The organism is Salinimicrobium aquimaris, from assembly GCF_035607535.1.
Taxonomy (GTDB): Bacteria; Bacteroidota; Bacteroidia; order Flavobacteriales; family Flavobacteriaceae; genus Salinimicrobium.
On the sequence record NZ_JAYDZX010000001.1, the window covers coordinates 722,602 to 744,549 of the forward strand.

A 21,948-nucleotide genomic window follows, 5' to 3' on the forward strand; every position below is an offset into this window, starting at 1 on the left:
TTTATGCGCTTTTGGTAAATATAAAAAAATATTATGCTCTAGTTTTAAGAATTTGTGAATATGAGGCATCAAAAAAGCCACCCTTGAAGGTGGCTTTAATTTCTGATTTCGGTTTTATTAGTGCCTGAAGAGGGCCTGAATATCTTCTGGTAAAGGCATGGGCCTAAGGGGTGGTACATTTGCACCTCCTGTATTACCTAAAGGGATCTTTCCGACAAAAGATTTTACCCCACCTATCAATAGTCGTGGGATTTGACCTAACACTTCCTTAGAATCCTTGATTGCAAATCCAAACTTCAGCATAAGCCAATGCGCATAAGTGTGCTCATATGGATAAGATTGCCCAATTACATGTGCCCGTTCAAGATGATGCCAGGCATGAATTAAATTCCCTTCAAGAAATGCTGCACGATACTGTACCAGCTCCCGCAAGTAATAATATCTAAGCCGCTTAGATATGTGGGTGTTTACTTTCATTAATGAAAACTAACTAAATTTCCTTATATCTTCGCTCAGGTCAAAAACTTTAGTCTTAGGGAAATGATTTTCCAGGATACTGCTACCCGCAGAGGATCTGTAACCGCCGGCACAATGGACTAAAATAGGCTTATCGGCCGGTACTTCGTTAGCACGCTCCCTCAATTCGTTAAGCGGAATTGCAATTGCATCATCAAAGATCTTTCCCTGTGCTACTTCATTATCATTCCTGATATCTACTATGGTAAATTTATTTTTATTCTCTTTGAATTCCTGCAGGTCGAATTCATCCGATCTCTTAGAAACATCTGCCGCCAGGGTGACAACTCCTCTCAATTGTTTTTCATATCCAATTTTGGCGGTCCTTTCCAGGATATCCCGAACCTGTCTTATGCTCTCCACAACCAAGTAAAAAGGCTCCTCCGGTTTTACTATTGCTCCGAGCCAGGTTTCGTATTTATCATTCTCGTTACGTGCCATTATATTTATACTGTTTGGCAAGTGGCCTTTTTTATAGGCATCGCCATCACGCACGTCGACAATAGTAATCCCATCCTCCAGCTTATCCACTAATAGCTGAAGTTTAACTGCGGCTTTTGTTTTCTGCACATTTTCTGCCCCGGTCTTATTAACATCCACATTAAATCCAAAGTAATGCGGAATGAAAGGTTGATCCTGAAGTATGGTATCTACAAATTTTTCCTCTGTCTGTTCCCCGAAAGCCCAGTTGTACTTACGCTCATTACCCAAAGTACTTGATGAATCTGTACTCATGTTCTTACCACAAAGGGATCCGGCACCATGTGCAGGATAAACAAGTGCATCATCTGGCAGGTCATTAAATTTGGTTTGCATTGTGTTGTACATTGCTTTTGCCAGTTCAACCCTTTTTGCAGTCATATTCCCCACTTTCTCCCGCAGATCTGGCCGCCCAACATCTCCAATGAAAAGGGTATCACCTGTGAAAAGAGCTGTTTCTTTCTCGTCCCCGGCAACAATAGTAATGCTGTCCGGAGAGTGTCCGGGAGTATTTATAGCTTTAAAGGTCACCTCCCCTATTTGTACAGAATCTCCCTCATCAAAGGCCTTGTGCTCGTAATCTGCTCCAAGTAATTTACTCACATATATGGTCGCGCCGGTTTGCTCATGGATCTGGCAATGGCTGCTTACAAAGTCTGCATGAGGATGAGTCTCAAAAACAGCAACGATCTGTGCCTTTTCCTCTTCAGCATAATTGTAGTACTGAAGTGGATTTCTACCCGGATCAACCAGTGCCATTTTACCTTCACTAACAATAGCATAGGAATAGTGCGCCAGTGGACTATCTTTGAATTGCTTTATCTTCATAATGTTGAATTTATATTTAATGAACTATCGGTCACTCCCGATAAAAATCGAGGCAAAAATACCCTTTTTTAAGAGGTAAGTCGGTAACTCATGTTACTGACAGCTTCGGGGGCAGCCCTTGCTGGTTCCTCTATTCAAATTCGGCACAGTTTCCCGAAGGCACATACACTCCCGCAGCCTGTTGGTAGACCAGGGTTGCACCTAAATGTCCTGTATAACCTAACGTACCTGTACCTATAGCCAGGAGCAAGATCATGAGAAGTCTTGTAAATATATTGCGAAAAACAGGATATTTTAATTGCCTTAATAGGTCTAATAGAAGTCCGCCAGAGAAGATCCATGCGGTTGTCCAAGCCAGATTTTCATGGTCCTTTAAAATAGTGGGATCACAGATCTTTCTTGAAACAACACCATCGGCAATATCTCCGGTAAAAATTGCGATCCAGAGGGTTATTACACCGGCAATAAGCAGAATTGTTCCTCCCAGTTCCCACACCTCCCTGGAAAACCTTAAAGCAACTACTTTAAATAAGAAAGCTACAACCAGTAAGGCAATGGGAAAATGAACAGACAGAGGATGAAACACCTCTGTCCGCCAGAATTCAGGTATTTCTTGCATTTTTATTCAAGAACTCTTACTGCCAGAGGATTTAATCGCTTGCCCTCTTTTTCTACATCAACCTCCACTCTCATTCCTTCTTCTAAAGTAGAGAACTCCACTACACTTCCATTGCGGGTAAGTTCTGTAGTTTCGGTGAAATAAAGTTCAAGGGTTTTATCGTCATCGGTTTCAACATAGATCTCGGTCTTATCTGCTTCTACCTCCTCGATAGTTCCCTGGTAAGTTCCCGATTCTACAACATCTGTACTTTCCCCGCAGGCAAAGAATAAGAAAATAGTAGAAAATACGACAGTTTTTAATAGGGTGGTTTTCATACGTTTAATTTAAATTGGTTTTGTAAATGCTCTTTTTGGATCCTCAAATGTACCTAAAAGCCTGCTCTTCCCAAAATGTTGGAGTATCTATGTAACAAAAGTCACAAAGGTTGTTCAAGCATATTTCTATGTTTGCTTCTTATGGATCACAAAACGTACATCGCAATAATTTTTGTCCTGATTTTCTTCGGAAAATTGGCCTTTTTGGATGCTAAACTTCCGGGGTTGATATTGGATGCCTCAGGTATTAGCCTTGTAAACAAACTGTGTCCAAAAAAGCAGATCCACACCAATTCTCCCACAGAGTTTGCTACAGATGATGTTATTACCGGCCTCGAAATCGGTTACCTCTGCAACACGGCCCTTGACATTGAAATATCAAGCTCAATTATTGACCACACAGAGACTAACTACAGGAAATATTCTTATCAAGTACCGGGTAAATTTTCTGTTCCCGATGATAGGTTCTACCCTCCTCCCAAAGCTTAAATACTATCCTTTAGAGCGATTCAAAGGCTATTAAAGAAGATGAATAACTATCTGTTATAGCCAAAACCGGAATTAATTCTTTTTATTTATGACTGAAATCTTAGTGGATCGTCGTTCGGTACAAGTATTCCGGATGATGTTGAGCGGGATCTTTCTTGTCGCCAGTTTCAGCCACCTTTTTAGAGTGGAAAAAACCGTACAACGTATAGATCAGGCAAATTTTAAAGGTATTGCCTATTTCTTTGGAGAACCCAAATTGATGGTAATAGCATCGGGAATTGTGATGTTTATTGCAGGAACAGGACTGCTAACGGGTTTCAAGACCCGCTGGGCAGCCGGGATTCTCGCTGCTGTTTTGGTTCCAATTACCCTTACAATTCAAGTTGGGCAAATAACAACCCTTGGCCCTCTTTTTAAGAACATCGCTATTCTTGGCGGACTTCTCTTTTTTATTATCAACGACTTTAATAATTCAAAAAATAACAAATGAAAAATATACTCTTAGCAGGTTTCACAATACTTATAAGCCTGTTCACAAATTCTGCGCAGGCTCAGGAAAGGCATAACGATCATGCAGATCACAACAATTATGTGGTACTCACCCGAAAAGTTCCCCAATTAGAACCTATACTGCTCGCAGCAGAAGAACTTGCCGCCACAGACGGACAGAAATTCGGAGATTTCCAGGTCATTGTGTGTGGAAAAGCAGTAAAGGACCTTCCCAATGAAGGAACTATGATACCCTTCCTTAAAAAAGCTGAAAAGGCCGGAGTCACTATAAATGCCTGCGGATTTTCCTTGAAAAAATTCGGTGTTGACAAGTTAAAATTACCTGAAACTTTGCGGATGGTGGAAAATGGGATTCTGCACAATTTCGAACTCCAGAAAAAAGGCTATTTAAGCATTGAATTATAAAATAGAAGGCAATGAAAAAGACACTAAAAAAGAATATTATAGAATATGGGATCATTGGGGCAGTGTTTATCGGCCTTTTTGTCACCGGTCTTCACACGGAAGTTCTGGGATTTTTGCAAAGAGGGATTTTGGCTACCGGACTCATGAACCCCGAGACCGATGAAAAAGCTGAATTAGCTATGACCTCCCCTTCCAAAAGTGATATCCTTGATTTTGAACTGATAAACTCAAAAAGGGAAAAGGTGAACTTGGAACAATTTCGCGGAAAAGTCATCTTTCTTAACTTCTGGGCCACCTGGTGTCCTCCCTGTATTGCCGAGATGCCCGGCATCAATAATTTGTATGAGGAGATAAAAGGAAAGCAGGTAGAATTAGTTATGGTCTCCTTTGATCGGGATTTTGAAAAGGCTAAAGATTTCAGGAAGAAAAAAGGCTATGATTTTGAGATCTACAGAGCAACAGGTCGAGTCCCCAGTGCTTTCTCATCAAACAGTCTTCCTACGACCTATGTGATCGACGCACAGGGGAACCTGGCCCTTACTCATTTGGGAATGGGCAATTTTGACACTAAAGATTTCAAAGATTTTCTAGAAAAGCTTCAATAAAAGATCAAGTATAAAAAAGGTCTGTAGTCAATAGCCTTGCCTGCAGATCTTTTACTTCTTCTGTGCCACAAATCTTATTACAGCTCCCAGGCCATCGTGAAGTTTTCCTTCTTTCAGGTCGACTTCAGCTTCGTACAATTCAAGGAAATTCAGACTTCCAAAATCCTTTTTTATCTCTTCCATTGAAAAAAGTAAATCTTCCTCCTTTGGACCACCCACTCGAGGATTCTTTTCCTGGTAGATCTTATGCTTCTTACTAAAACCTTCAAAGATGATCAAGCCATCGCGGCGCAGGAAAGAGATCAACAGTTCGTGATATTTACTTCTAATCTCGGGTGAAAAATGTGCATAGATCAAGGCAACGGCATCAAAATCATCTTTTTGGAACCCGAGATCGGGCAAATCTCCAACTTTATAGTCCAGCTCTACCCTGTGCTTTTCTGCCAGTTTTAATGCTTTGCGCTTTGCCTCCCGGCTTTAATCAAAAGCAGTTACTTTCCAGTCACACTTAGCTGCAAAAACAGCATTCCGCCCTTCACCTTCAGCAGCAAACAAAATTTCTCCAGGGTCAAATTGTGTAAACCTTGAATGGAAATATTCATTTGGAACTTCCCCATAGACATATTCCTCTGCACGATAGCGTTCATCCCATTTTTCCTTCATAATTTAATTTTTAAGGTTTCTTCTGAAAGCTGCAAAATGTAAAATTCTGAGTTCCTCCCGATGGAGTGTGGTGGTCAATGTTCTTTCCACTCAGCATTTCAAATTCCTCCTCGAAAAGTTTGCATATATCTCCAACCGAATATCGTTGAACTGCAAGTCCGCTACACTTTTCGGGTCCTTTATTTGAAAACGTTCCCATGATGACATACCCACCGGGCTTAACTGCTTTATTCACGGTTTCCAGGTAATTCTTTCTTTGTTCCTCCCCGGTGAGAAAGTGAAAAGCTGCCCGGTCATGCCATAGGTCGTATTTTCTTTCAGGATTAAAGTTCGAGGCATCGGCAGTGATCCATGTCACTTCCTCTGCCTTTTCACACATTCGTTCTTTAGCCCTTTCAATGGCCCTGGAAGAAATATCTACAACTGTAACATCATGATATCCCAAAGAAATAAGGAATTCGGCCAGAAAGCTGTCGCCTCCACCTATGTCGATTATAGCGGCATCTTTAGAGATCCCGCAGCTCTTAATGAGGTCCAGGGAAACTTCGGGCATTGGTTCATACCAGCTGACCTCTGTTGGCTGTTTTTCGGAATAAACTTTATCCCAGTGTTGCTGCTTGTCGTTCATGATAATTTTCTTTTTTTTCAAAAAGCCACCAGGGCTCCTGTCTATATTTTGCTGTAAAATCTACCGGCTCCCCAAGCCGTGGTGATAAATAATCCAGTCCTGCTTTTTCTGCTGCCAGAACAAACCTTTGAACAGGTACATTCCATGGATGATAGGAAAGCACAAATTTCCCCCAGTGTACAGGAACAACTCTTTTCGCCTTTAGGTCAATGGCTGCCTGTACTGTTTCCTCCGGAAACATGTGGATTTGGGGCCAATATTTTCCAAATTGCCCGCATTCAAGAAAGGCAAGATCGAATGCACCGAAATTTTTCCCGATCTTCTTGAAGGTACCGTCGTACCCGGAGTCCCCGCCTATGAAAATCCTGTAATCAAAAATATCTAAGACGAAGGAAGACCACAGCGTTTGTGCCCGCTTAAAACTTCGTCCCGAGAAGTGCCGCGAAGGAGTTGCCGTGAGATGCACATCCTGATCCACTTCCGCCGATTCCCACCAATCAAACTCCAGGATTGTGTCATTTTTGACACCCCAGGTTTCCAGATGTGCTCCCACCCCCAGGGAAGTTGCTATTTTCCTGGTCTTTGGTATCAGCTTTTTTATGGTAGGATAATCCAAATGATCATAATGATCATGGGTAAGGATCAAAAGATCGATCTGTGGCATATCTTCCGCTCCAAAATGATCTGCCCCCTCAAAAGCTTTTCCGAAGAAACGAAAGGGAGAGGCATTTCCGCTAAAGACTGGATCTACAAGAATGCTGTAACCCTTTACCTGCAGCAGGTAGGAAGAATGACCAAACCAAACCACTTGTGGCTTAGTAGGATCAAGCTTTTGAAGATCGGTCTTCACATTTGGCAATTCAGAAGAAGGCCTGACAGAAGAGGGCCTCAAGATCATTTTTTTGAGAATGGTGAACATGGAGACATTATCGGGGTTGACCGAGGTTTTCTCCACATTCTTAAAGCTTCCGTCCCTGTAGTTGGGAGAGCTTTTTATCCTCTGCAGGCGGTCACCTTCAGGATGAGTTCCAAACCTCTTCACCATAGCTTTTTATATTCTTCCCTTAAATTTAGGAAAAAATCTGCCGGTATTCCTCTTATAGACCTCATATTCAGGAAAGACCTCTTCAAGCCGTTTTTCTTCGTATCTGCTCTTCAGGAAAAACAAAAGATACAGCAGCAAAGATATAAGCAGCTTATATCCTGAACCCAGCCAAACTGAGAGACCAAAAGCCATAAACAAAACCCCCGAATATATTGGATGTCGTGCAAAGGCAAAAGTTCCCGAAGTCACCAGCTTTGCTCCCTCCCTGGGGCTCGGGAACGGTGAAATCTTCGACCTTATTTGCACAAGCGCCAGGATCGCGAGCAAAAAACCGACTCCCGCAATGATTAGAGCTAATCCCTGTAAATTATCTGAAAGCTCAAATTTAAGTCTCTCTACTTCGGCCAGCCAGGCGAAAAAGACTAGAAATTGCAGCAGTACATAGATCTTGTCCTTCTTTGAAACCTCCATTATTTTTTCTGGTTATTTAAATTTTAGTGCCCCATTTCGTCTTCCCCGGTGTTGAGGATCTTGATCATTCCAAAAGACCTCATCAAATGATAAAGACCGGGTAAAATGACTACTCCTCCAATGAGTAACATAAAGGCAAGGTTGCGAATAACGGCGTATGGCGGGAGATCTTCCAGTAAGCTTAGCTCCTGCTCTTTCGTAATAATGAGATAAGGAAAATGAGCGTATAGAGCTGCGAACAGTACCAACACCACCTGTAAACCGGCTAGATACCTGCTCACTACCCTGTGCTGCTTTTTAACAGCCCTCCACAATGGAAACAGAAGCAGACCCGAAATTGCGACCGCCCCTATTGAAACAGCGTTATTGATAAAATCTGAAATGAATTTCACCTCTTCCAGATACCCGTACGTAATGAGGAGCAAGCCTAACACCACCAGGACCACAGTAAAAACAGCCGATTTTCTACTGAACATTTTCCTCACTTGTCCTTGAGTTTCGCCTATTAGTAAAGTGGCAGCAAGAAAAGCGCAAAGCGCAGCATAAAAAAGTCCTACCAGCAGGGTAAAAAAGTTGAACCAGGGCAAAATATAAAGCTCCAAAAAGGTGTATTTGGTATAATCTTCTGCCAGAATGATCTTTCCACCTATCAAGGCTCCAAAAGACATTCCGAGGAAAACAGGAGTGATAAGGCTGGAAATTCTGAACATCCAGTTATAAAAGACCTGCGACCGGTCCACAACTGCATCATAGTGACGAAAAATAAAGGCAACCCCTCTCATGGTTATTCCGAGCAGCACCAGTACAAAAGGCACATGCAGATAGATCATGATCACGTTGAAGTAGAGCGGAAAAGCGATCCACAAAATCACAATCAAAATAATGAGCCAAATGTGATTTGCCTCCCAAACCGGTCCCATTACACGATAAATGGTGTCTCGGGTAGTTCTTTTATTTTCACGGGAGGAGAACAATTCCACTATCCCCGCACCAAAATCTGCACCTCCCAGTAGCACGTACAGAAGCAGGGAAAACAACAGAAAAAAAAGTACAACGTACAACATGGTTATTCTTTTACTGAGTTTAAAACTCTTATCTGTCTTCTCATAAGCCAGGTAACGGTTAACGCAAGCACCAGATAAACTGCCAGGTACATATAAAAACTAAATTCCATTCCCGGCATAGGAGTAACTGCCTCGCTGGTCCTCATTATGCCATAAATGATCCAGGGTTGGCGGCCAACCTCTGTGACCACCCAGCCTGCTTCTACAGCAACAAATCCCAGAGGTGCCAGGCATACAAAGAACAACCAGTACCACTTCCTCTTAAAGAGGTTCTTATACCTGAGACTTATAAAATATAGCAATGCGGCCAGCATTAATAAAGTTCCAATGCCTACCATGATCTGAAAAGCATAATGCACGATTGCCACCGGGGGGAGTTCATCCTGTGGAAAATCCCTTAGTCCCTGTACCTCGGCATCAAAATCCCCAAAAGCCAGGAAAGACAGCGCGCCCGGGATTTCTATTTTATGTGATACCCTTTGTTCCTCCTCATTGACTATTCCGCCTATGTAGAGTGGTACGTTAGTTCCGGTTTCATAGTGTGCTTCCATCGCAGCCAGTTTCACCGGTTGACGTTCTGCAAGATCTTTAGCCGAAAGGTCTCCACTCAAAGGTTGAAGAAAAGCTGCCACTGCACCAAAAACAATAGCGATTTTAAAAGCCTTTTTATGCAGTTCGGGTCTCTTGTTCCTGTACACCTGGAAAGCGTGTACTCCTGCCACCGCAAAGCTGGTGGCAATGAAGGCTGCAATGGTCATATGCAAAGCCTGAGTGAACCATGCGGGGTTCAAAAAGGCCTGTACGGGATCAATATTGGTGAATTCCCCGTTGATATAATCAAAACCTGTAGGGGCATTCATCCAGCCATTGGCCGATACCACAAGGATACCGGAGGCAACGCCCGAGAGTCCTATAATAATTCCGGTAAACCAATGGAACTTTTCAGGTAGTTTGTTCCAGCCGTACAGGTAAAATCCCAGGGCAATAGCCTCTACAAAGAAAGCAGCACCTTCAAGAGAAAAAGGCATTCCAATGATTGGTCCCGCATGTTTCATGAATTCGGGCCACAGCATTCCAAGTTCAAATGAAAGAGCAGTTCCCGAAACCGCGCCGGTTACAAAGAAGATTGCCACTCCCTTTTGCCAGGCCTTGGTAAGCTCAAGATATAAGGGATTCCGGGTATTAAGCCATTTCTTATGAGACACTACCATGAAAAAAGGCATAACCATTCCAATACAAACAAAGATGATGTGAAAGCCAAGGGTAAAGGCCATTTGAAGCCTTGCAAAATCAAGATTTTCCATTAGCGATAAGTTAGTTAAAAAATACCCTGCCGCCATTCAGATCCTTTAAAAGATCTCCTTCCAAAAAATGTAAAGTCCCATCAACAGCACAAACCAGCCGAAGCCTTTCTTTAGTTTTTTACCCTCTATAAACCGGTTGAGCCAGATTCCAAGATAAATTCCTCCCACAGAGATTGCAGTGAAGATAAGAAGAAAGCTCCAGTTTATTTCAAGGTTTTCAACATCTCCTATAAAACCTATCAGGGATTTCACGGCTATAATAACGAGCGAAGTGGCAACAGCCCTCTTCATCGGTAATTTCACCATGAGAACCAATGCAGGAATTATGAGGAACCCTCCACCGGCACCCACGATACCTGTGAGAACACCAACAATAGCACCCTCGAGGGTGATGAATAGATAATTGAATTTTACTTTTCTTGGTTTAGCATCTTTTTCTGAAGGTTCCAATATCATAGAAACCGATGCCATGATCATGATGATTGCGAAGAACAACATGATCCCAATATCTTTTGTGATGGTGAGATTTCCTATGCTGAAAATGGTTTCTGGAATTGCCGGAACCAGAAATTTTCTAGTGAGATAGACTGCAATAAATGCCGGAATAGAAAAGACTACCGCCGTTTTGAGATCCACTCTTTTCTTTTGAAAATTCCTGACGGAGCCTATAAGAGAGGTTGCTCCAACAACAAAAAGAGAATAGGCCGTAGCCGTCACCGGATTTATCGACAACAGGTAAACCAACACCGGAACGGTAAGTATAGAACCTCCCCCACCAATTAAGCCAAGTACAACTCCAATTATTAAGGCTCCAAGGTAACCGAGAATTTCTGTAATATCCATTCCTACAATTTTCAGGGCAAAAATAGTTTTTTCCTGCCGCTGTGTCTGTAACAAAGGTCACACGTTACAAGTCGTGCACCATAATGCTATTGCGCTGTAGCCCGATCTTTCCTTCCAGCTCGAGCTTTTTAAGCAACCTCGAAACCACCACTCGGGAGGTGTGAAGATCGTAAGCGATCTCCTGATGAGTCACCTGTATCTGTTCATTTCTATTGATCTTGGCTTTGTCCTGCAGGTACCGCATAAGCCGCTCATCCATGTGAAGAAAAGCAATAGTATCAATGGTATCCAGCATTTCACTCAACCTGCTATGGTAGCTTTCAAAGACGAAATTCCTCCAGCTTTTGAAGCGGCTGGTCCACTCCTCCATTTTCTCGATAGGGATCATCACCAGCCGGGTATCTTTTTCTGCAATTGCCCTGATTTCGCTTCTGGTCTGGCCAAGACAGCAGGACAGGGTCATGGCACAAGTATCGCCGCGTTCCAGGAAGTATAGCAGCAGTTCGTCACCATCCTTGTCTTCCCGCAGGATCTTAATAGCACCTTCGAGTAGCAGAGGCATACTTTTTACGTACTCTCCAATATTAATGATGATTTCTCCGGCCTTCACCTCTTTTAAAGCTCCAAATTTCACTATTTCCCGGATCAACTCTTCTTCAAAAATGAAATGATAGGCGTCTCTTAGTTCTTTTTCGAGCATAGGCTGTGATTTGCAAGGGTAAATTTAAGGTATTTCCTGAGATAATTCTTTGCTGAAGCATACTCTACATATATCTTCAATTTACTCCGGAACTTTCTCCCGTATTTTCAGAATCCTTATCTTTAAACCCCAACTTAAACTGAAGATCTCTTGAAAATATTTTCAAATAAAAGCCGCAATTTCCTTGTCCTGGTAACCCTGGTCCTCATTTCCTGCCAGGAAAAAGAAAGGCTGACAGAAATGGACCTGCTTTTCTCCTCCTTGCAGACCGATCAGGCTAAATGGTGGAGATACCATAAGACCAATATAGATTTGACCTCAGACTTTGTTCCGCTGGGAGAAGCCGGAGATACCCTTTCAAAAAAGGCATTTTTCGAGGCTCTGATGACAGGAGATTACATTGCTTTGGAGAAGAAGTCAAATAAAGAGCAGGAATTGTATCAGCTTTTTAAACTTACTGAAGGAGCCGATGAAGATATTAGTTATACGATAATGGCCGACACTTACCCGGAGTACAAACACTTCAAAATGGAAGGAACAGAGTTTCCTGATTTTTCACTAACAGATCTTGAGGGAAATACCTGGTCAAAAGAAGCTCTTAAAGGCAAGACCCTGGTAGTGAAGACCTGGTTCCTTCGTTGTAAACCCTGTATCGAAGAAATGCCACAGCTCAACCAACTTGTCGAAGAATACAGCGACCGGGATGATGTGGTTTTTCTAAGCCTTTCTCTCGATCCCGAAGACGAACTTGACAAATTTCTATCTGAAAGAGAATTCAAATATGCTGTAGTCCCTGAGCAGAAATCGTTTATTGAAGATACCCTTGGGTTTTCTATTTATCCCACGCATATTGTAGTTGAACCATCAGGAAAGATCAGAAAAGTGGTAAATACAGCTCCCGAAATGATCGCTGCATTAAAGAGTATGCCCCTGGAAGTAAAGCGCAACGATTCTACACCACCTCCACCCCCGATGTAAGGTTTAAGGCTTAAGGTGTAAGGTATAAGGTCTAACATCTAAGATCTAGAGTCTAGAGTCTGTATTCCAGACTCTAAATTTAGAGTTTAATGCCTGGAATCTTATAAAAATTACCCCTCAATAATTAATTTTTCGAGGGGTAATAATTAATACTACTTTACTTCAAGACGATTTTGAATTTCGCGAATGGCATGCTCCATTTGCTCTAATCCCTGTTTAAAAGCTTCCCTTCTATCGATTAGCTCCTGTTCGACCAACTTCCTGTAATGAGAAATCCCATTGAGAAGATTATTGCAGAAACCGGTCCAGCCCTTTATATCCCTTGGCCCCGGTTCAAAGGTGTTTCTAACTTCCTCTTTGAGATAATCAACATAAAGCTGAAGTTCTTTTATGAACATGTGCGGCCGTGAAGCATTTTGCGGCAGCTCCCTGCGACCATAAATATGATCTGTCATCTCCTGCAAGCTGGCAATTTTACTAAAATTGGCAATATTGGGTCCCGGACAAATGGTTACCGCATCCAGCTTTTCCACTATTGGAACCTTGTAATTCAATCCGGCGGAATTACTAAGCCCTATGCACAAACACTCTTTACTTAACAGATCATCCACCTGCAGCTGATATTCCTTTTCAGGAAGTCCCGCATTTTTAAGCTGTTCCAGTTTTAATTTCTGATACTTTCTCGAAGCTGTACAAATGGGTTCTTTTGTGAATTCGGTGTTGGAGACCAGGTACTTTTCGGTGCATGGACTTCCGGGCTTTCCTTTGGCGATCCTTTGCTGCCTTTCCTTGTCGGCCGTAGTATTCTTAAGGTAATTGAACCTTACCCCAAGAGGGGAAGCCTTGCTCAAGACCACATCATTTTCTTTACTCTTGCTTAGCAACTCCAACGTGTTATTATCAACAGTTGTGGCTTCGGGACAAAGCAAAAATGGAGTTCCCCATCCGGTGCCGTTAACGCCATAATAGCCGTAAAGCAACTGCTGTTCGGCGGCTGTTCCTATTCCTCCCTGTACTGTTACATTAACGGGGTGTGGTTTTTCAAAGCCTGCTTCTCCTCTGGCCAGTATAGCGGGATTATACAACCTGAATAATTCCTGCGCCAATTCCTCTTTTTTAATCCGGAATTCCTCCAGAATAGGACCTAACAGGTATCCCTGAGTAGCAAATGCATGTCCGCCACAATTCAGACCCGACTCGATCCTGAACTCACTTACCCAAATGCCTTTTTTAGCAAGGTATTTTCCCTGGATCAAAGCCGAACGATAGTCGCTAACTTTAATGATCACTTTCTTTTTAAAGACTCCCCAGGCCGAAGCATCAAATTCCCTGAAATTTTCCAGGTAATTGAACAAGCGAGGATTCATTCCCGCTGAAAAGATCACCGCTGAATTTTCCAGATCACTTTCGGCGTAAGCTTTTAAGGCACCAAGAGCATCAGATCCATCGGGCAGAATCTCTCCTTTGCTATCCATGTTGTTCTTATCGACTTTGGTCATGATGTTGACCTCAATTCCGCCGGGACGCATATGCTTCCGAAGAAAATTTTCCAGTTCTTCCCGTGCTTCACCATGAGCCTGCAGGAACTGCTGATATTTTTCTTTGAGTCCGCTTTCCTCGGGGAGCATCTCGAAATACTTCACGATCTCAGAACCTTTTTCAAAAGCCGATTCTTTCAGCTTTTCGAATTTTGCCTGCACATTCCGGTTAACCAGGTTGAGGTAATCTGTGATTCGGCGCACGCGGTAATTTTCCTCGTGTTTCTCAATAGGTATGTAAGTTTCATCATTTTCCTGGTAGTAGTGTTTTCTCATCATCTCGATGAGATTGTCTTCAATAATAGACAAAGCCGAAGTGATCCCGTAGGAAGCAACTTTAACTGGCGTGTCAATAGTGAAAGCAAGTCCCATGACCGGAATGTGAAACCGGTGGGGAGAAAGATCATATGTCATATTTTTAAGGTTTTTAACGGCAAAACTTCAAAGATGAAGAACCTCCAGTTCCTGAAATATGATCGAGATCATGTTTTAGTCGATAGTCCGTAGACGGTAGACGGACACAGTAGACGGTAGATTATGAATTGCTTCGCTGCAGGAATGAAGTCCGCACCCATTCCCCGAACTATGAACTATGGACTATGAACTAAAACCATGAACTAATAAAGAACTCTAAATCTAATCGTCCCGTCGATATCCCTCATTTCCTCGATCACTTCTTCATTATAGGCTTTGTCAATATCTGTGATCACGTAACCTATAGTTTCATTGGTTTTGAGATATTGCCCCACGATGTTGCAACCGTGGTGAGAAAGTATGTTGTTGATATGGGCTATAATCCCGGGGCGGTTGTGGTGAATGTGAATTAGACGATGAGCATTTTCGAGGATTGGCAGCTGCAGGTTAGGGAAGTTTACACTGTTGGTGGTACTTCCGGTGTTGATATATTCAATGATCTTTCCCGGTACAAAATTACCTATATTCACCTGCGCCTCCTCTGTACTTCCACCAATATGGGGCGTTAAAATGACATTTTTGACACCTCTTAATTCAGACTCAAATTCTTCAGCATTTGTTTTCGGTTCCTTTGGAAAGACATCTATCCCTGCTCCGCGAATTTTTCCGCTCTCCAGGTGCTTTCTAAGCGCCGGTAGGTCGACTACATGCCCGCGGCTAAGATTTATAAAGACTGAACCTTCTTTCATAAGCTCCAGTTCTTTTTCCCCAATAAGGTTGTGGTTTTCTTTGCGTCCGTCGACATGCAGGGTCACAACATCAGAGATCTTCAACAGTTCCTCGAGGCTTTTGCATTTGGTCGCATTTCCCAAAGCTAGCTTTTCCATAAGGTCATAATAATAGACATCAAAACCAATGGCTTCGGCTACTACCGAAAGTTGGGCGCCTATATTTCCGTAGCCCACAATCCCCAGTTTTTTTCCGCGGACTTCTCTGCTTCCTGCAGCCGACTTATTCCAGGTGCCTCCATGCATTTCGGCTATCCTATCGGGCAAACCGCGCATTAGAAAAATGATCTCCCCAATGGCCAGTTCCACGACAGATCTTGTATTGCTAAAAGGTGCATTAAAGACAGCTATTCCTTTTTTCAGGCACTCCTCCAGATCAATCTGGTTAGTCCCTATACAAAAAGCACCAATCGATATAAGCCGGTTCGCGTTATCCAAAACCTTTTTCGTCACCTGGGTCTTAGAACGTATTCCAAGGACCGAAATATCTTTGATCTTTTCTGCCAGCTCCTCTTCATCAAGGGCACCCGAAATTGTACTCACGTTGTAACCTTCATTCTTCATGATCTTCACTGCATCCTCATGCACATTTTCGAGGAGCAGGACCTTAATTCGGTTTTTTGGATAGGAAATGGCTTTGTTCATTTTATGGAGGTATAGGAATTCATCAAGACTTGGAGTAATATGGTCGGCTTTGTCAAGTACGTTACCCCGCTCAACATTTTCGGTAAAGGCGTAAAACCTGTTTGCCAGTCCGGCAGCCTTGATCTCATAATCTGTGTAACCGTCGCCGATCACGTATACATCACCCTGTAAGTCCAGCCTCTTTAGCATTTCAACCTTTCCATTATTGGAGGACAGGACATTTTCAGTATCGAAGGAGTTCAGCTTTCCATTGGAGTCGGGTCGAAAAGAATTGGCAAAGACATTTTCTTCCCTAATCCCGAATTCCTTTACAATGGGAACAATGAATTCTTTAAACCCGTTTGAAATGATGTAGATATTCTCATGATTCTCCTCAAAGAACTCCTTGTTCCTTATGAAACTTGTAGAGACCTTACTTTTAAGCCGGTCCACAAGAGCCGGTAAATGTTTTTCTTCAGCATTGAGGAGCGCCAGGCGTTGTTCCAGAGATTCCCTGAAGGAAAGATCACCAGCCATCCCGCTGTTCGTAAGATCTGTGAGTTTTTGAAGCCGTTCCTCCCTTTCCTGGTGACCCTCGAGCGAGATCTCCCCTAAAACATCTAAAGCTTCTACCTGGGTAAAGGTGCTGTCAAAATCTATCACAAAATGCCTGTTATTCTTCATGCTGAAATTTTTGGAAGTCTACCCAAAACTAAGCTTTTTCGGCCACAAGCGGAAGGTTTCCTAAGCAAGTCCAAAAGATTTGACAGATCCTTAAAATATCTAAGTGCAAATGATATTTTTTAAATTTATTTCAGCAAAAACTGAAGTTTCAATAACTAACCCAAAGAAATATATCCCTAAGATCAGGATCACCTACTGTAACAAATTTGTGCTGCGTCATACTAACAGATTGGAATAACCATCCAATTATGAAAATTAAAAAATTATTACCTCTTCTATTGCTTTTGATTTCTTTAAGCTCATGTGTGGAAAGAACTAAAACAGTTAAGACATATTCCGGTGCTCCTAGTTATTCTATAGCCGAAGAAGTTCTTAAAAAACGGGTAGCGGCAGTTATACCTGCAGATACTATCAGCTTCATTTCCACCCGTACCGAAATAGTGGGAGAAACAAAATACTTCACATTAGATGTAAGAATTGTAACCGAAAAATTGCCGGATAATGACATTTCCTTCTCCCGTCTTGCCGATAATGTACGGGAAGCTGTAGAAAGTGGAATAAAAGATATTGAGGACTATAGAAAAATGACAATTGAGGTCCATGTTTCTGACGATATAGAGAAAGCCATAACTAATCGCTCCTACAAAAAGGAGATAAATCTATAGAGAAAATCCTTAGCTTCAGTAAGATTTAGGAATTTCTCAAGCCGCAGCCTGCTTCAGAAAAAACTGAATTTGAATATCTTCGGAAAAATCAATAATTAATAGCTTCTCTGGAAGTTTTTTTACTCAAAATCCGAAACTAAGCTTTTTCGGGCACAAGCGGAAGATTTCTTCTGTAAGTCCTCAAGATTTTACACATCCTGAATTTATTCAGCTAAAAATAGAATCATCACAATTTTTTTGAACTAGAAACTGAAGCTTCTCAGTGATTAAAGAGGCATTGTACACAGAAATATAGCCTCCAGTGTTGTAACAAATAGTTCCTGCCAGACACTAATAAACACAAGACACCAATTACAACATGAAATTTAAAAGCTTACTTCTTCTGCTACTGCTCTTCATCTCCTTCACTGCTTGTGTGGAAAGGATAGAAAGAATACAAACCAAAGAACACCTGGTTACCATTCCACCTGAATTTTCTGTGGAAAAAGAAACTTTGAAAAGCAGAATTGCGGCTATTATCCCTGCAGAAAAAATTTCATTTAATTCTTCCAAAACCACCAAAACGGGGGAAGCAGATTACCATACCTTTAATGTTGATATCGAGTTGATCTCCTTTCCTTCGAATGGCATCGCTTTTTATAGAGTGACAGATGAAATTCGGGCTGCTTTGGAATCGGGCATCAGCAATATGAGTGATTATCAAAAAATGACCATCAGTGTTCGACAGACAACAGTGGAGAATGATGTGGAGCATACCCGCACTTATAAGAAAGAAATAGACCTGTAAAGGAATTTCGGCAAGATTTAGGAATTTCTTAAGCCGTAAGCTGCTTCAGAAAAAACTGAAATTAATTATCTTCGGAAAAATCAAAAATTCAGAGCTTCTTCGGAGGTTCTTTTTTTGCGCTAAACGCTACACAAGATGACAAACTTCAGGGAAGTAACTACTCAGGAACTTATAGACAGACAAAAGAATGGTGCACTGGTCATAGATGTACGTCCCGTCGATGCTTATAACGGCTGGAAATTAAAAGATGAGCCAAGAGGCGGGCATATCCACGGTGCCAAATCGCTCCCGGCAAAATGGGCAGGGTATATGGACTGGATCGAGATCGTGAGACATAAGAAAATTACCCCTGAACAGGAACTTATCATCTACGGTTACAACCGCGATTCGGCTCAAAAGGTGGCTGAAAGCTTTGAAAAAGCAGGGTATTCTAAAATAGCATTATACAATCACTTTTTAGATGAATGGGCGAACGATGAGACCTTACCCATGGAATATCTCCCAAAATACCGGCAGCTCGTTTCGGCCGAATGGGTGAATAAGCTTATTTCCGGTGAAAAACCTGCAGAATATGACAACGACAAGTTTGTGGTGGTACATTCACATTACCGCAACCGCGATGCTTATTTGAGCGGACATATTCCCGGTGCCATCGATATGGATACCAACGCCCTGGAGTCTCCTGAAACATGGAACCGCCGCAGCCCCGAAGAGTTAAAGAAAGCACTTGAAAAACATGGAATTACTGCCGACACTACAGTTGTACTCTATGGAAAGTTCATGTTTCCCGATAATGACGACGAATTTCCCGGAAGTGCAGCCGGGGATATAGGTGCTATTCGAAATGCTTTTATCATGATGTATGCCGGGGTAAAGGATGTGCGGGTGTTGAACGGCGGCTTTCAATCCTGGGAAGACGCAGGATTTGAAGTAAGCAAAGATGATGTGCCAAAACAGCGGGTTAAAGACTTTGGCGCCAAGATTCCGGCAAATCCTCAACTTGCTGTTGATGTACCGGAGGCTAAGGAAATGATCGCTGCAAATGATGCTGAACTAGTATGCGTACGCAGTTATCCCGAGTACATTGGGGAAGTGAGCGGCTATAATTATATAGAAGCCAAAGGCCGTATTCCCGGAGCCATTTTTGCCGATTGTGGCAGTGATGCCTACCACATGGAAAACTACCGGAACGTGGACCATACCACCCGTGAATTCCATGAAGTCATTGAAAACTGGAAACAAAACGGAATAACTCCCAACAAGCATCTGGCCTTCTACTGCGGCACAGGCTGGCGCGGTAGTGAAGCCTGGTTCAATGCCTGGCTGTTGGGATGGCCACATGTTTCGGTTTATGACGGAGGATGGTTCGAGTGGAGCAATGATCCGAATAACCCTTTCGAGACCGGAATCCCAAAGGAGAAGGTCAAACTTGATAAGGATTAATTTCTTTCGAAAAAGGCAGTTTTACAGTTACACCTGGAATAATTGTACTCCAGGTTAAAAGATCTCAGGAGTGCAGAGATTCATGGCAACCCGACTTTTTTTCTCAACATCATATTCTGAGGTGAAGGATTTTTTTCTCCCGGGGGACAAAGCAAGAACGAAAAAAAGGATCACCAAAACTAAGGACGAAACCAGAAAGAACCTTTCCCTCACATTGAACCTGTCTGTCAATTTGATCATAATTGCACTTTTAATATCTACTCGAAATTTTAATGCACTCATTAAAAAGATTACAAGACAGTATCTTGTCGATCAAACATGGCTTTTTATCGATTAATTAACAAAATTTTAAGAATTTTTAACACTTCCTAAAGATGAAAATGGTCCGTAGGAAATGATAGAATTCTCTCGATTTAAGCAGTTGGCTTACTTTTTTTATTTTTGGCCAACTCGAGAATCTGAAAATTGAACAATACCAACAAATGAAGCAACCGGAAACAAACCGATTTCTCCTGAAGGAAATAGTTCAGGAGGATATCGATCATATCTATAAGGGTCTTTCAGATCCAAAAGTCACACAATTCTATGCTGTACATTTTCCTACCCTTGAAGCTACACAGGAGCAAATGGACTGGTACGAGGATCTAAAAAAGCATGGAACCGGGATCTGGTGGGGGATCTGGTCTAAAGACCGCGAGAAGTTTGTAGGTGCAGGTGGGTTCAATGGCCTGGAAAAGGACAACCGAAAAGCCGAAATTGGATTATGGCTGCTACCCGAATTCTGGGGCAGGGGAATTTTAAGGGAGGTTATGCCATGTTTATTTCGCGAGGGTTTTGAAAATTTGAACCTCAACCGAATCGAAGGCTTTGTAGATGCCGACAATCTCAAATGTCGACGCGCCCTTGAAAAGATAAACTTCAGCTATGAAGGGACTATGAGACAGGTTGAATTTAAAAAAGGAAAATTTCTCGATGTGGCAATTTACTCCATTTTAAAAGATGAATTTTCTTTAAAATCTGCTCATTGATGTTGCTCTGTTTTAAACAATACAGTCTTTGTCGTTATTCAAAGACAGCCGGGATCTCGTCAACTCTTATCCCCCAGAAGACCGGAAGCAGAAAGTAAACGATGAGCGTGATGAGGAGTATTGAGATCGTGTTCATCCATATCCCTGTTCGCACCATATCCTTGATCTGTAAATGTCCCGAGCCAAAAACCACGGCATTTGGCGGGGTGGCCACAGGCAGCATAAACGCACAGGAAGCCGCAAGCGTAGCAGCTACCAGTAGAAAATAAGGGTGAATACTCATTGCCACGGCCATAGGGGCCAGGATGGGCAACAACATAGCCGTGGTAGCAAGATTGGAAGTGACTTCTGTAAGGAAATTGACTGCAGCCACAAGCACTAATACCAGTACGATAAGTGGTAGGTTTTCAAGATCTGTTAGCTGCTCCCCTATCCATACCGCCAGCCCGGTTTCTCCAAAAGCCTTAGCCAGTGCCATTCCACCCCCAAAGAGGATAATGATCCCCCAGGGAATTCTCGTAGTGTCTTCCCAAACCAGGATCCTACCGTTATCCTTTCCGGAAGGTAATAGGAAAAGAACGATTCCGGCAGTTATAGCTATAATAGTATCATCTATAAAAGGGATGAGGGGCTCCAATAAAAATGATCTTGTGATCCAGCCCAGTGCAGTTAAAATGAAAACTGTAAGTACGATTTTTTCCTGCCTATTTATCTGCCCCAGGTCTTTCAGGAGTTTTGTGATCTCTTTCCTGCCTCCCGGCAATTTCATTCCCTGGAGATCAAAGGCGAATGAAGTAAGGTATTTCCAGCAAACAGCCAGCAAAAAAACGGAAATTGGTAAACCTAATTTAAGCCATTGGTAGAAGGTGATCTCAATGCCATAAAGCTTTTCAACAATCCCCGCCAAAACCAGGTTTGGTGGTGTACCTATTAAAGTTCCTATTCCGCCAATAGAAGCACTATACGCAATAGCCAGCATTAATGCCTTTCCAAAAACTTTTCTCTCATTTCTTTCTGTTTCCTGATTGTCCTGTAGCTGACTTATAATGGCAGCGCCAATAGGCAGCATCATAACAGAAGTTGCTGTATTTGAGATCCACATTGAAAGAAAAGCTGTTGCCACCATGAAACCCAAAATGACTCGTCTAAGGTTGGTGCCAATAATTTTAATGATACTTAGCGCTATACGCCGGTGTAGATCCCACTTTTCAATGGCAATGGCCAATAAAAAACCTCCCAGGTAAAGAAACACGAATTTATCACCGTAAGCAGCCGTTGTAGCACCTATTGTCATCGCCCCTGTGAGAGGAAAAAGCGCTATGGGAAGTAATGCAGTCACAGCAATAGGCACAGCTTCTGTCACCCACCAGAGTGCCATCCAGATCGTAACACAAAGAACATCCCAGGCGGCAGGCGGCATAGAATCTGGATGGTCAAAAGATTGCAATACAATATAGACCAGCGGCCCCACAACGACCATAATACTTTTTAGGGAGATCTTCATTTCAGGTT

Annotated in this window: 26 protein-coding genes; 9 read left to right on the plus strand and 17 right to left on the minus strand. The window is 42.4% G+C overall.

The window, feature by feature from the left end:
* Positions 1-117: 117 nt before the first annotated feature.
* The 4 genes from VR862_RS03260 to VR862_RS03275 all read right to left on the minus strand — a co-directional run bounded on the left by VR862_RS03260 (position 118) and on the right by VR862_RS03275 (position 2,760).
* Entirely contained in the window at positions 118-477 is a 360-nt protein-coding gene (locus tag VR862_RS03260; RefSeq protein ID WP_324719512.1) for a DUF3703 domain-containing protein, read from the minus strand.
* A 9-nt stretch (positions 478-486) separates the two neighbouring features.
* Complete coding sequence (locus VR862_RS03265; RefSeq protein WP_324719513.1) at positions 487-1,824, minus strand: MBL fold metallo-hydrolase; 1,338 nt, start codon at positions 1,822-1,824, stop codon at positions 487-489.
* A gap of 130 nt (positions 1,825-1,954) precedes the next feature.
* Positions 1,955-2,443, minus strand: coding sequence for a DUF2231 domain-containing protein (locus VR862_RS03270; protein WP_324719514.1), 489 nt, complete (start codon positions 2,441-2,443; stop codon positions 1,955-1,957).
* Positions 2,444-2,445: 2 nt separating this feature from the next.
* A complete protein-coding gene (locus VR862_RS03275) occupies positions 2,446-2,760 on the minus strand; it encodes a hypothetical protein (RefSeq protein WP_324719515.1) in 315 nt (104 codons plus the stop codon).
* A gap of 141 nt (positions 2,761-2,901) precedes the next feature.
* On the opposite strand from VR862_RS03275, the gene VR862_RS03280 reads away from it, so the two are divergent.
* The 4 genes from VR862_RS03280 to VR862_RS03295 all read left to right on the plus strand — a co-directional run bounded on the left by VR862_RS03280 (position 2,902) and on the right by VR862_RS03295 (position 4,769).
* Complete coding sequence (locus VR862_RS03280; RefSeq protein WP_324719516.1) at positions 2,902-3,249, plus strand: hypothetical protein; 348 nt, start codon at positions 2,902-2,904, stop codon at positions 3,247-3,249.
* An 88-nt stretch (positions 3,250-3,337) separates the two neighbouring features.
* Positions 3,338-3,739, plus strand: a complete 402-nt coding sequence (locus tag VR862_RS03285; protein ID WP_324719517.1) for a DoxX family protein — start codon at positions 3,338-3,340, stop codon at positions 3,737-3,739.
* Positions 3,736-4,164, plus strand: a complete 429-nt coding sequence (locus VR862_RS03290; protein ID WP_324719518.1) for a sulfur reduction protein DsrE — start codon at positions 3,736-3,738, stop codon at positions 4,162-4,164. Before VR862_RS03285 ends, VR862_RS03290 begins: the two co-directional genes overlap by 4 nt.
* Positions 4,165-4,175: 11 nt before the next feature.
* Positions 4,176-4,769 carry a TlpA family protein disulfide reductase gene (locus VR862_RS03295; RefSeq protein ID WP_324719519.1) on the plus strand — a complete coding sequence of 198 codons (594 nt, stop codon included), beginning with the start codon at positions 4,176-4,178 and terminating at the stop codon, positions 4,767-4,769.
* 51 nt (positions 4,770-4,820) lie between these two features.
* On the opposite strand, the gene VR862_RS03300 is transcribed toward VR862_RS03295, so the two are convergent.
* The 9 genes from VR862_RS03300 to VR862_RS03340 form a co-directional block, all read right to left on the minus strand.
* On the minus strand, positions 4,821-5,171 hold the full coding sequence (locus VR862_RS03300; RefSeq protein ID WP_324719520.1) for a hypothetical protein: 351 nt from the start codon (positions 5,169-5,171) through the stop codon (positions 4,821-4,823).
* A gap of 75 nt (positions 5,172-5,246) precedes the next feature.
* A complete protein-coding gene (locus VR862_RS03305) occupies positions 5,247-5,432 on the minus strand; it encodes a hypothetical protein (protein WP_324719521.1) in 186 nt (61 codons plus the stop codon).
* Positions 5,433-5,442: 10 nt separating this feature from the next.
* Positions 5,443-6,060 carry a class I SAM-dependent methyltransferase gene (locus tag VR862_RS03310; protein WP_324719522.1) on the minus strand — a complete coding sequence of 206 codons (618 nt, stop codon included), beginning with the start codon at positions 6,058-6,060 and terminating at the stop codon, positions 5,443-5,445.
* On the minus strand, positions 6,032-7,105 hold the full coding sequence (locus VR862_RS03315) for an MBL fold metallo-hydrolase (protein WP_324719523.1): 1,074 nt from the start codon (positions 7,103-7,105) through the stop codon (positions 6,032-6,034). The genes VR862_RS03310 and VR862_RS03315 overlap by 29 nt, the downstream gene beginning before the upstream one ends.
* Positions 7,106-7,111: 6 nt before the next feature.
* On the minus strand, positions 7,112-7,576 hold the full coding sequence (locus VR862_RS03320; RefSeq protein WP_324719524.1) for a methyltransferase family protein: 465 nt from the start codon (positions 7,574-7,576) through the stop codon (positions 7,112-7,114).
* Between the two features lie 23 nt (positions 7,577-7,599).
* Positions 7,600-8,640, minus strand: a complete 1,041-nt coding sequence (locus tag VR862_RS03325) for a cytochrome d ubiquinol oxidase subunit II (protein WP_324719525.1) — start codon at positions 8,638-8,640, stop codon at positions 7,600-7,602.
* 2 nt (positions 8,641-8,642) lie between these two features.
* Positions 8,643-9,944, minus strand: a complete 1,302-nt coding sequence (locus VR862_RS03330) for a cytochrome ubiquinol oxidase subunit I (protein ID WP_324719526.1) — start codon at positions 9,942-9,944, stop codon at positions 8,643-8,645.
* 45 nt (positions 9,945-9,989) lie between these two features.
* On the minus strand, positions 9,990-10,787 hold the full coding sequence (locus VR862_RS03335) for a sulfite exporter TauE/SafE family protein (RefSeq protein ID WP_324719527.1): 798 nt from the start codon (positions 10,785-10,787) through the stop codon (positions 9,990-9,992).
* 64 nt (positions 10,788-10,851) lie between these two features.
* Complete coding sequence (locus VR862_RS03340) at positions 10,852-11,487, minus strand: Crp/Fnr family transcriptional regulator (RefSeq protein ID WP_324719528.1); 636 nt, start codon at positions 11,485-11,487, stop codon at positions 10,852-10,854.
* 150 nt (positions 11,488-11,637) lie between these two features.
* Between VR862_RS03340 and VR862_RS03345 the strand changes: the two genes are divergently transcribed.
* Positions 11,638-12,465 (plus strand): TlpA family protein disulfide reductase, encoded by an 828-nt coding sequence (locus VR862_RS03345; RefSeq protein WP_324719529.1) that lies wholly within the window; start codon positions 11,638-11,640, stop codon positions 12,463-12,465.
* Between the two features lie 152 nt (positions 12,466-12,617).
* On the opposite strand, the gene VR862_RS03350 is transcribed toward VR862_RS03345, so the two are convergent.
* Both VR862_RS03350 and serA read right to left on the minus strand, forming a co-directional pair.
* Entirely contained in the window at positions 12,618-14,417 is a 1,800-nt protein-coding gene (locus VR862_RS03350; RefSeq protein WP_324719530.1) for a nitronate monooxygenase family protein, read from the minus strand.
* 203 nt (positions 14,418-14,620) lie between these two features.
* The gene (gene serA / locus VR862_RS03355; protein ID WP_324719531.1) at positions 14,621-16,513 is read right to left on the minus strand and encodes a phosphoglycerate dehydrogenase; all 1,893 of its coding nucleotides are present in this window, start codon (positions 16,511-16,513) and stop codon (positions 14,621-14,623) included.
* Between the two features lie 305 nt (positions 16,514-16,818).
* Here serA and VR862_RS03360 point away from each other — a divergent pair, with 305 nt between their 5' ends.
* The 3 genes from VR862_RS03360 to VR862_RS03370 all read left to right on the plus strand — a co-directional run bounded on the left by VR862_RS03360 (position 16,819) and on the right by VR862_RS03370 (position 19,408).
* Positions 16,819-17,178 carry a hypothetical protein gene (locus tag VR862_RS03360; protein ID WP_324719532.1) on the plus strand — a complete coding sequence of 120 codons (360 nt, stop codon included), beginning with the start codon at positions 16,819-16,821 and terminating at the stop codon, positions 17,176-17,178.
* A gap of 358 nt (positions 17,179-17,536) precedes the next feature.
* On the plus strand, positions 17,537-17,965 hold the full coding sequence (locus VR862_RS03365) for a hypothetical protein (RefSeq protein WP_324719533.1): 429 nt from the start codon (positions 17,537-17,539) through the stop codon (positions 17,963-17,965).
* Between the two features lie 135 nt (positions 17,966-18,100).
* Complete coding sequence (locus VR862_RS03370) at positions 18,101-19,408, plus strand: rhodanese-like domain-containing protein (RefSeq protein ID WP_324719535.1); 1,308 nt, start codon at positions 18,101-18,103, stop codon at positions 19,406-19,408.
* A gap of 54 nt (positions 19,409-19,462) precedes the next feature.
* Here the strand turns inward: VR862_RS03370 and VR862_RS03375 are convergent, their stop codons facing one another.
* Positions 19,463-19,648 (minus strand): hypothetical protein, encoded by a 186-nt coding sequence (locus VR862_RS03375; protein ID WP_324719536.1) that lies wholly within the window; start codon positions 19,646-19,648, stop codon positions 19,463-19,465.
* 242 nt (positions 19,649-19,890) lie between these two features.
* On the opposite strand from VR862_RS03375, the gene VR862_RS03380 reads away from it, so the two are divergent.
* Positions 19,891-20,436 carry a GNAT family N-acetyltransferase gene (locus VR862_RS03380; RefSeq protein WP_324719537.1) on the plus strand — a complete coding sequence of 182 codons (546 nt, stop codon included), beginning with the start codon at positions 19,891-19,893 and terminating at the stop codon, positions 20,434-20,436.
* Between the two features lie 34 nt (positions 20,437-20,470).
* On the opposite strand, the gene VR862_RS03385 is transcribed toward VR862_RS03380, so the two are convergent.
* The gene (locus tag VR862_RS03385; RefSeq protein WP_324719538.1) at positions 20,471-21,940 is read right to left on the minus strand and encodes an SLC13 family permease; all 1,470 of its coding nucleotides are present in this window, start codon (positions 21,938-21,940) and stop codon (positions 20,471-20,473) included.
* Positions 21,941-21,948 lie beyond the last annotated feature (8 nt).

Bases quoted from the DNA above. Each gene is read 5' to 3' on its own strand.
- VR862_RS03295 (WP_324719519.1), top strand. From the start codon at position 4,176: ATGAAAAAGACACTAAAAAAGAATATTATAGAATATGGGATCATTGGG.
- VR862_RS03385 (WP_324719538.1), bottom strand. From the start codon at position 21,940: ATGAAGATCTCCCTAAAAAGTATTATGGTCGTTGTGGGGCCGCTGGTC.
- VR862_RS03260 (WP_324719512.1), bottom strand. From the start codon at position 477: ATGAAAGTAAACACCCACATATCTAAGCGGCTTAGATATTATTACTTG.
- VR862_RS03325 (WP_324719525.1), bottom strand. From the start codon at position 8,640: ATGTTGTACGTTGTACTTTTTTTTCTGTTGTTTTCCCTGCTTCTGTAC.
- VR862_RS03380 (WP_324719537.1), top strand. From the start codon at position 19,891: ATGAAGCAACCGGAAACAAACCGATTTCTCCTGAAGGAAATAGTTCAG.
- VR862_RS03270 (WP_324719514.1), bottom strand. From the start codon at position 2,443: ATGCAAGAAATACCTGAATTCTGGCGGACAGAGGTGTTTCATCCTCTG.
- VR862_RS03330 (WP_324719526.1), bottom strand. From the start codon at position 9,944: ATGGAAAATCTTGATTTTGCAAGGCTTCAAATGGCCTTTACCCTTGGC.
- VR862_RS03335 (WP_324719527.1), bottom strand. From the start codon at position 10,787: ATGGATATTACAGAAATTCTCGGTTACCTTGGAGCCTTAATAATTGGA.
- VR862_RS03305 (WP_324719521.1), bottom strand. From the start codon at position 5,432: ATGAAGGAAAAATGGGATGAACGCTATCGTGCAGAGGAATATGTCTAT.
- VR862_RS03365 (WP_324719533.1), top strand. From the start codon at position 17,537: ATGAAATTTAAAAGCTTACTTCTTCTGCTACTGCTCTTCATCTCCTTC.
- VR862_RS03370 (WP_324719535.1), top strand. From the start codon at position 18,101: ATGACAAACTTCAGGGAAGTAACTACTCAGGAACTTATAGACAGACAA.
- VR862_RS03315 (WP_324719523.1), bottom strand. From the start codon at position 7,105: ATGGTGAAGAGGTTTGGAACTCATCCTGAAGGTGACCGCCTGCAGAGG.
- VR862_RS03265 (WP_324719513.1), bottom strand. From the start codon at position 1,824: ATGAAGATAAAGCAATTCAAAGATAGTCCACTGGCGCACTATTCCTAT.
- VR862_RS03290 (WP_324719518.1), top strand. From the start codon at position 3,736: ATGAAAAATATACTCTTAGCAGGTTTCACAATACTTATAAGCCTGTTC.
- VR862_RS03340 (WP_324719528.1), bottom strand. From the start codon at position 11,487: ATGCTCGAAAAAGAACTAAGAGACGCCTATCATTTCATTTTTGAAGAA.
- serA (WP_324719531.1), bottom strand. From the start codon at position 16,513: ATGAAGAATAACAGGCATTTTGTGATAGATTTTGACAGCACCTTTACC.
- VR862_RS03285 (WP_324719517.1), top strand. From the start codon at position 3,338: ATGACTGAAATCTTAGTGGATCGTCGTTCGGTACAAGTATTCCGGATG.
- VR862_RS03310 (WP_324719522.1), bottom strand. From the start codon at position 6,060: ATGAACGACAAGCAGCAACACTGGGATAAAGTTTATTCCGAAAAACAG.
- VR862_RS03375 (WP_324719536.1), bottom strand. From the start codon at position 19,648: ATGATCAAATTGACAGACAGGTTCAATGTGAGGGAAAGGTTCTTTCTG.
- VR862_RS03320 (WP_324719524.1), bottom strand. From the start codon at position 7,576: ATGGAGGTTTCAAAGAAGGACAAGATCTATGTACTGCTGCAATTTCTA.
- VR862_RS03280 (WP_324719516.1), top strand. From the start codon at position 2,902: ATGGATCACAAAACGTACATCGCAATAATTTTTGTCCTGATTTTCTTC.
- VR862_RS03275 (WP_324719515.1), bottom strand. From the start codon at position 2,760: ATGAAAACCACCCTATTAAAAACTGTCGTATTTTCTACTATTTTCTTA.
- VR862_RS03350 (WP_324719530.1), bottom strand. From the start codon at position 14,417: ATGACATATGATCTTTCTCCCCACCGGTTTCACATTCCGGTCATGGGA.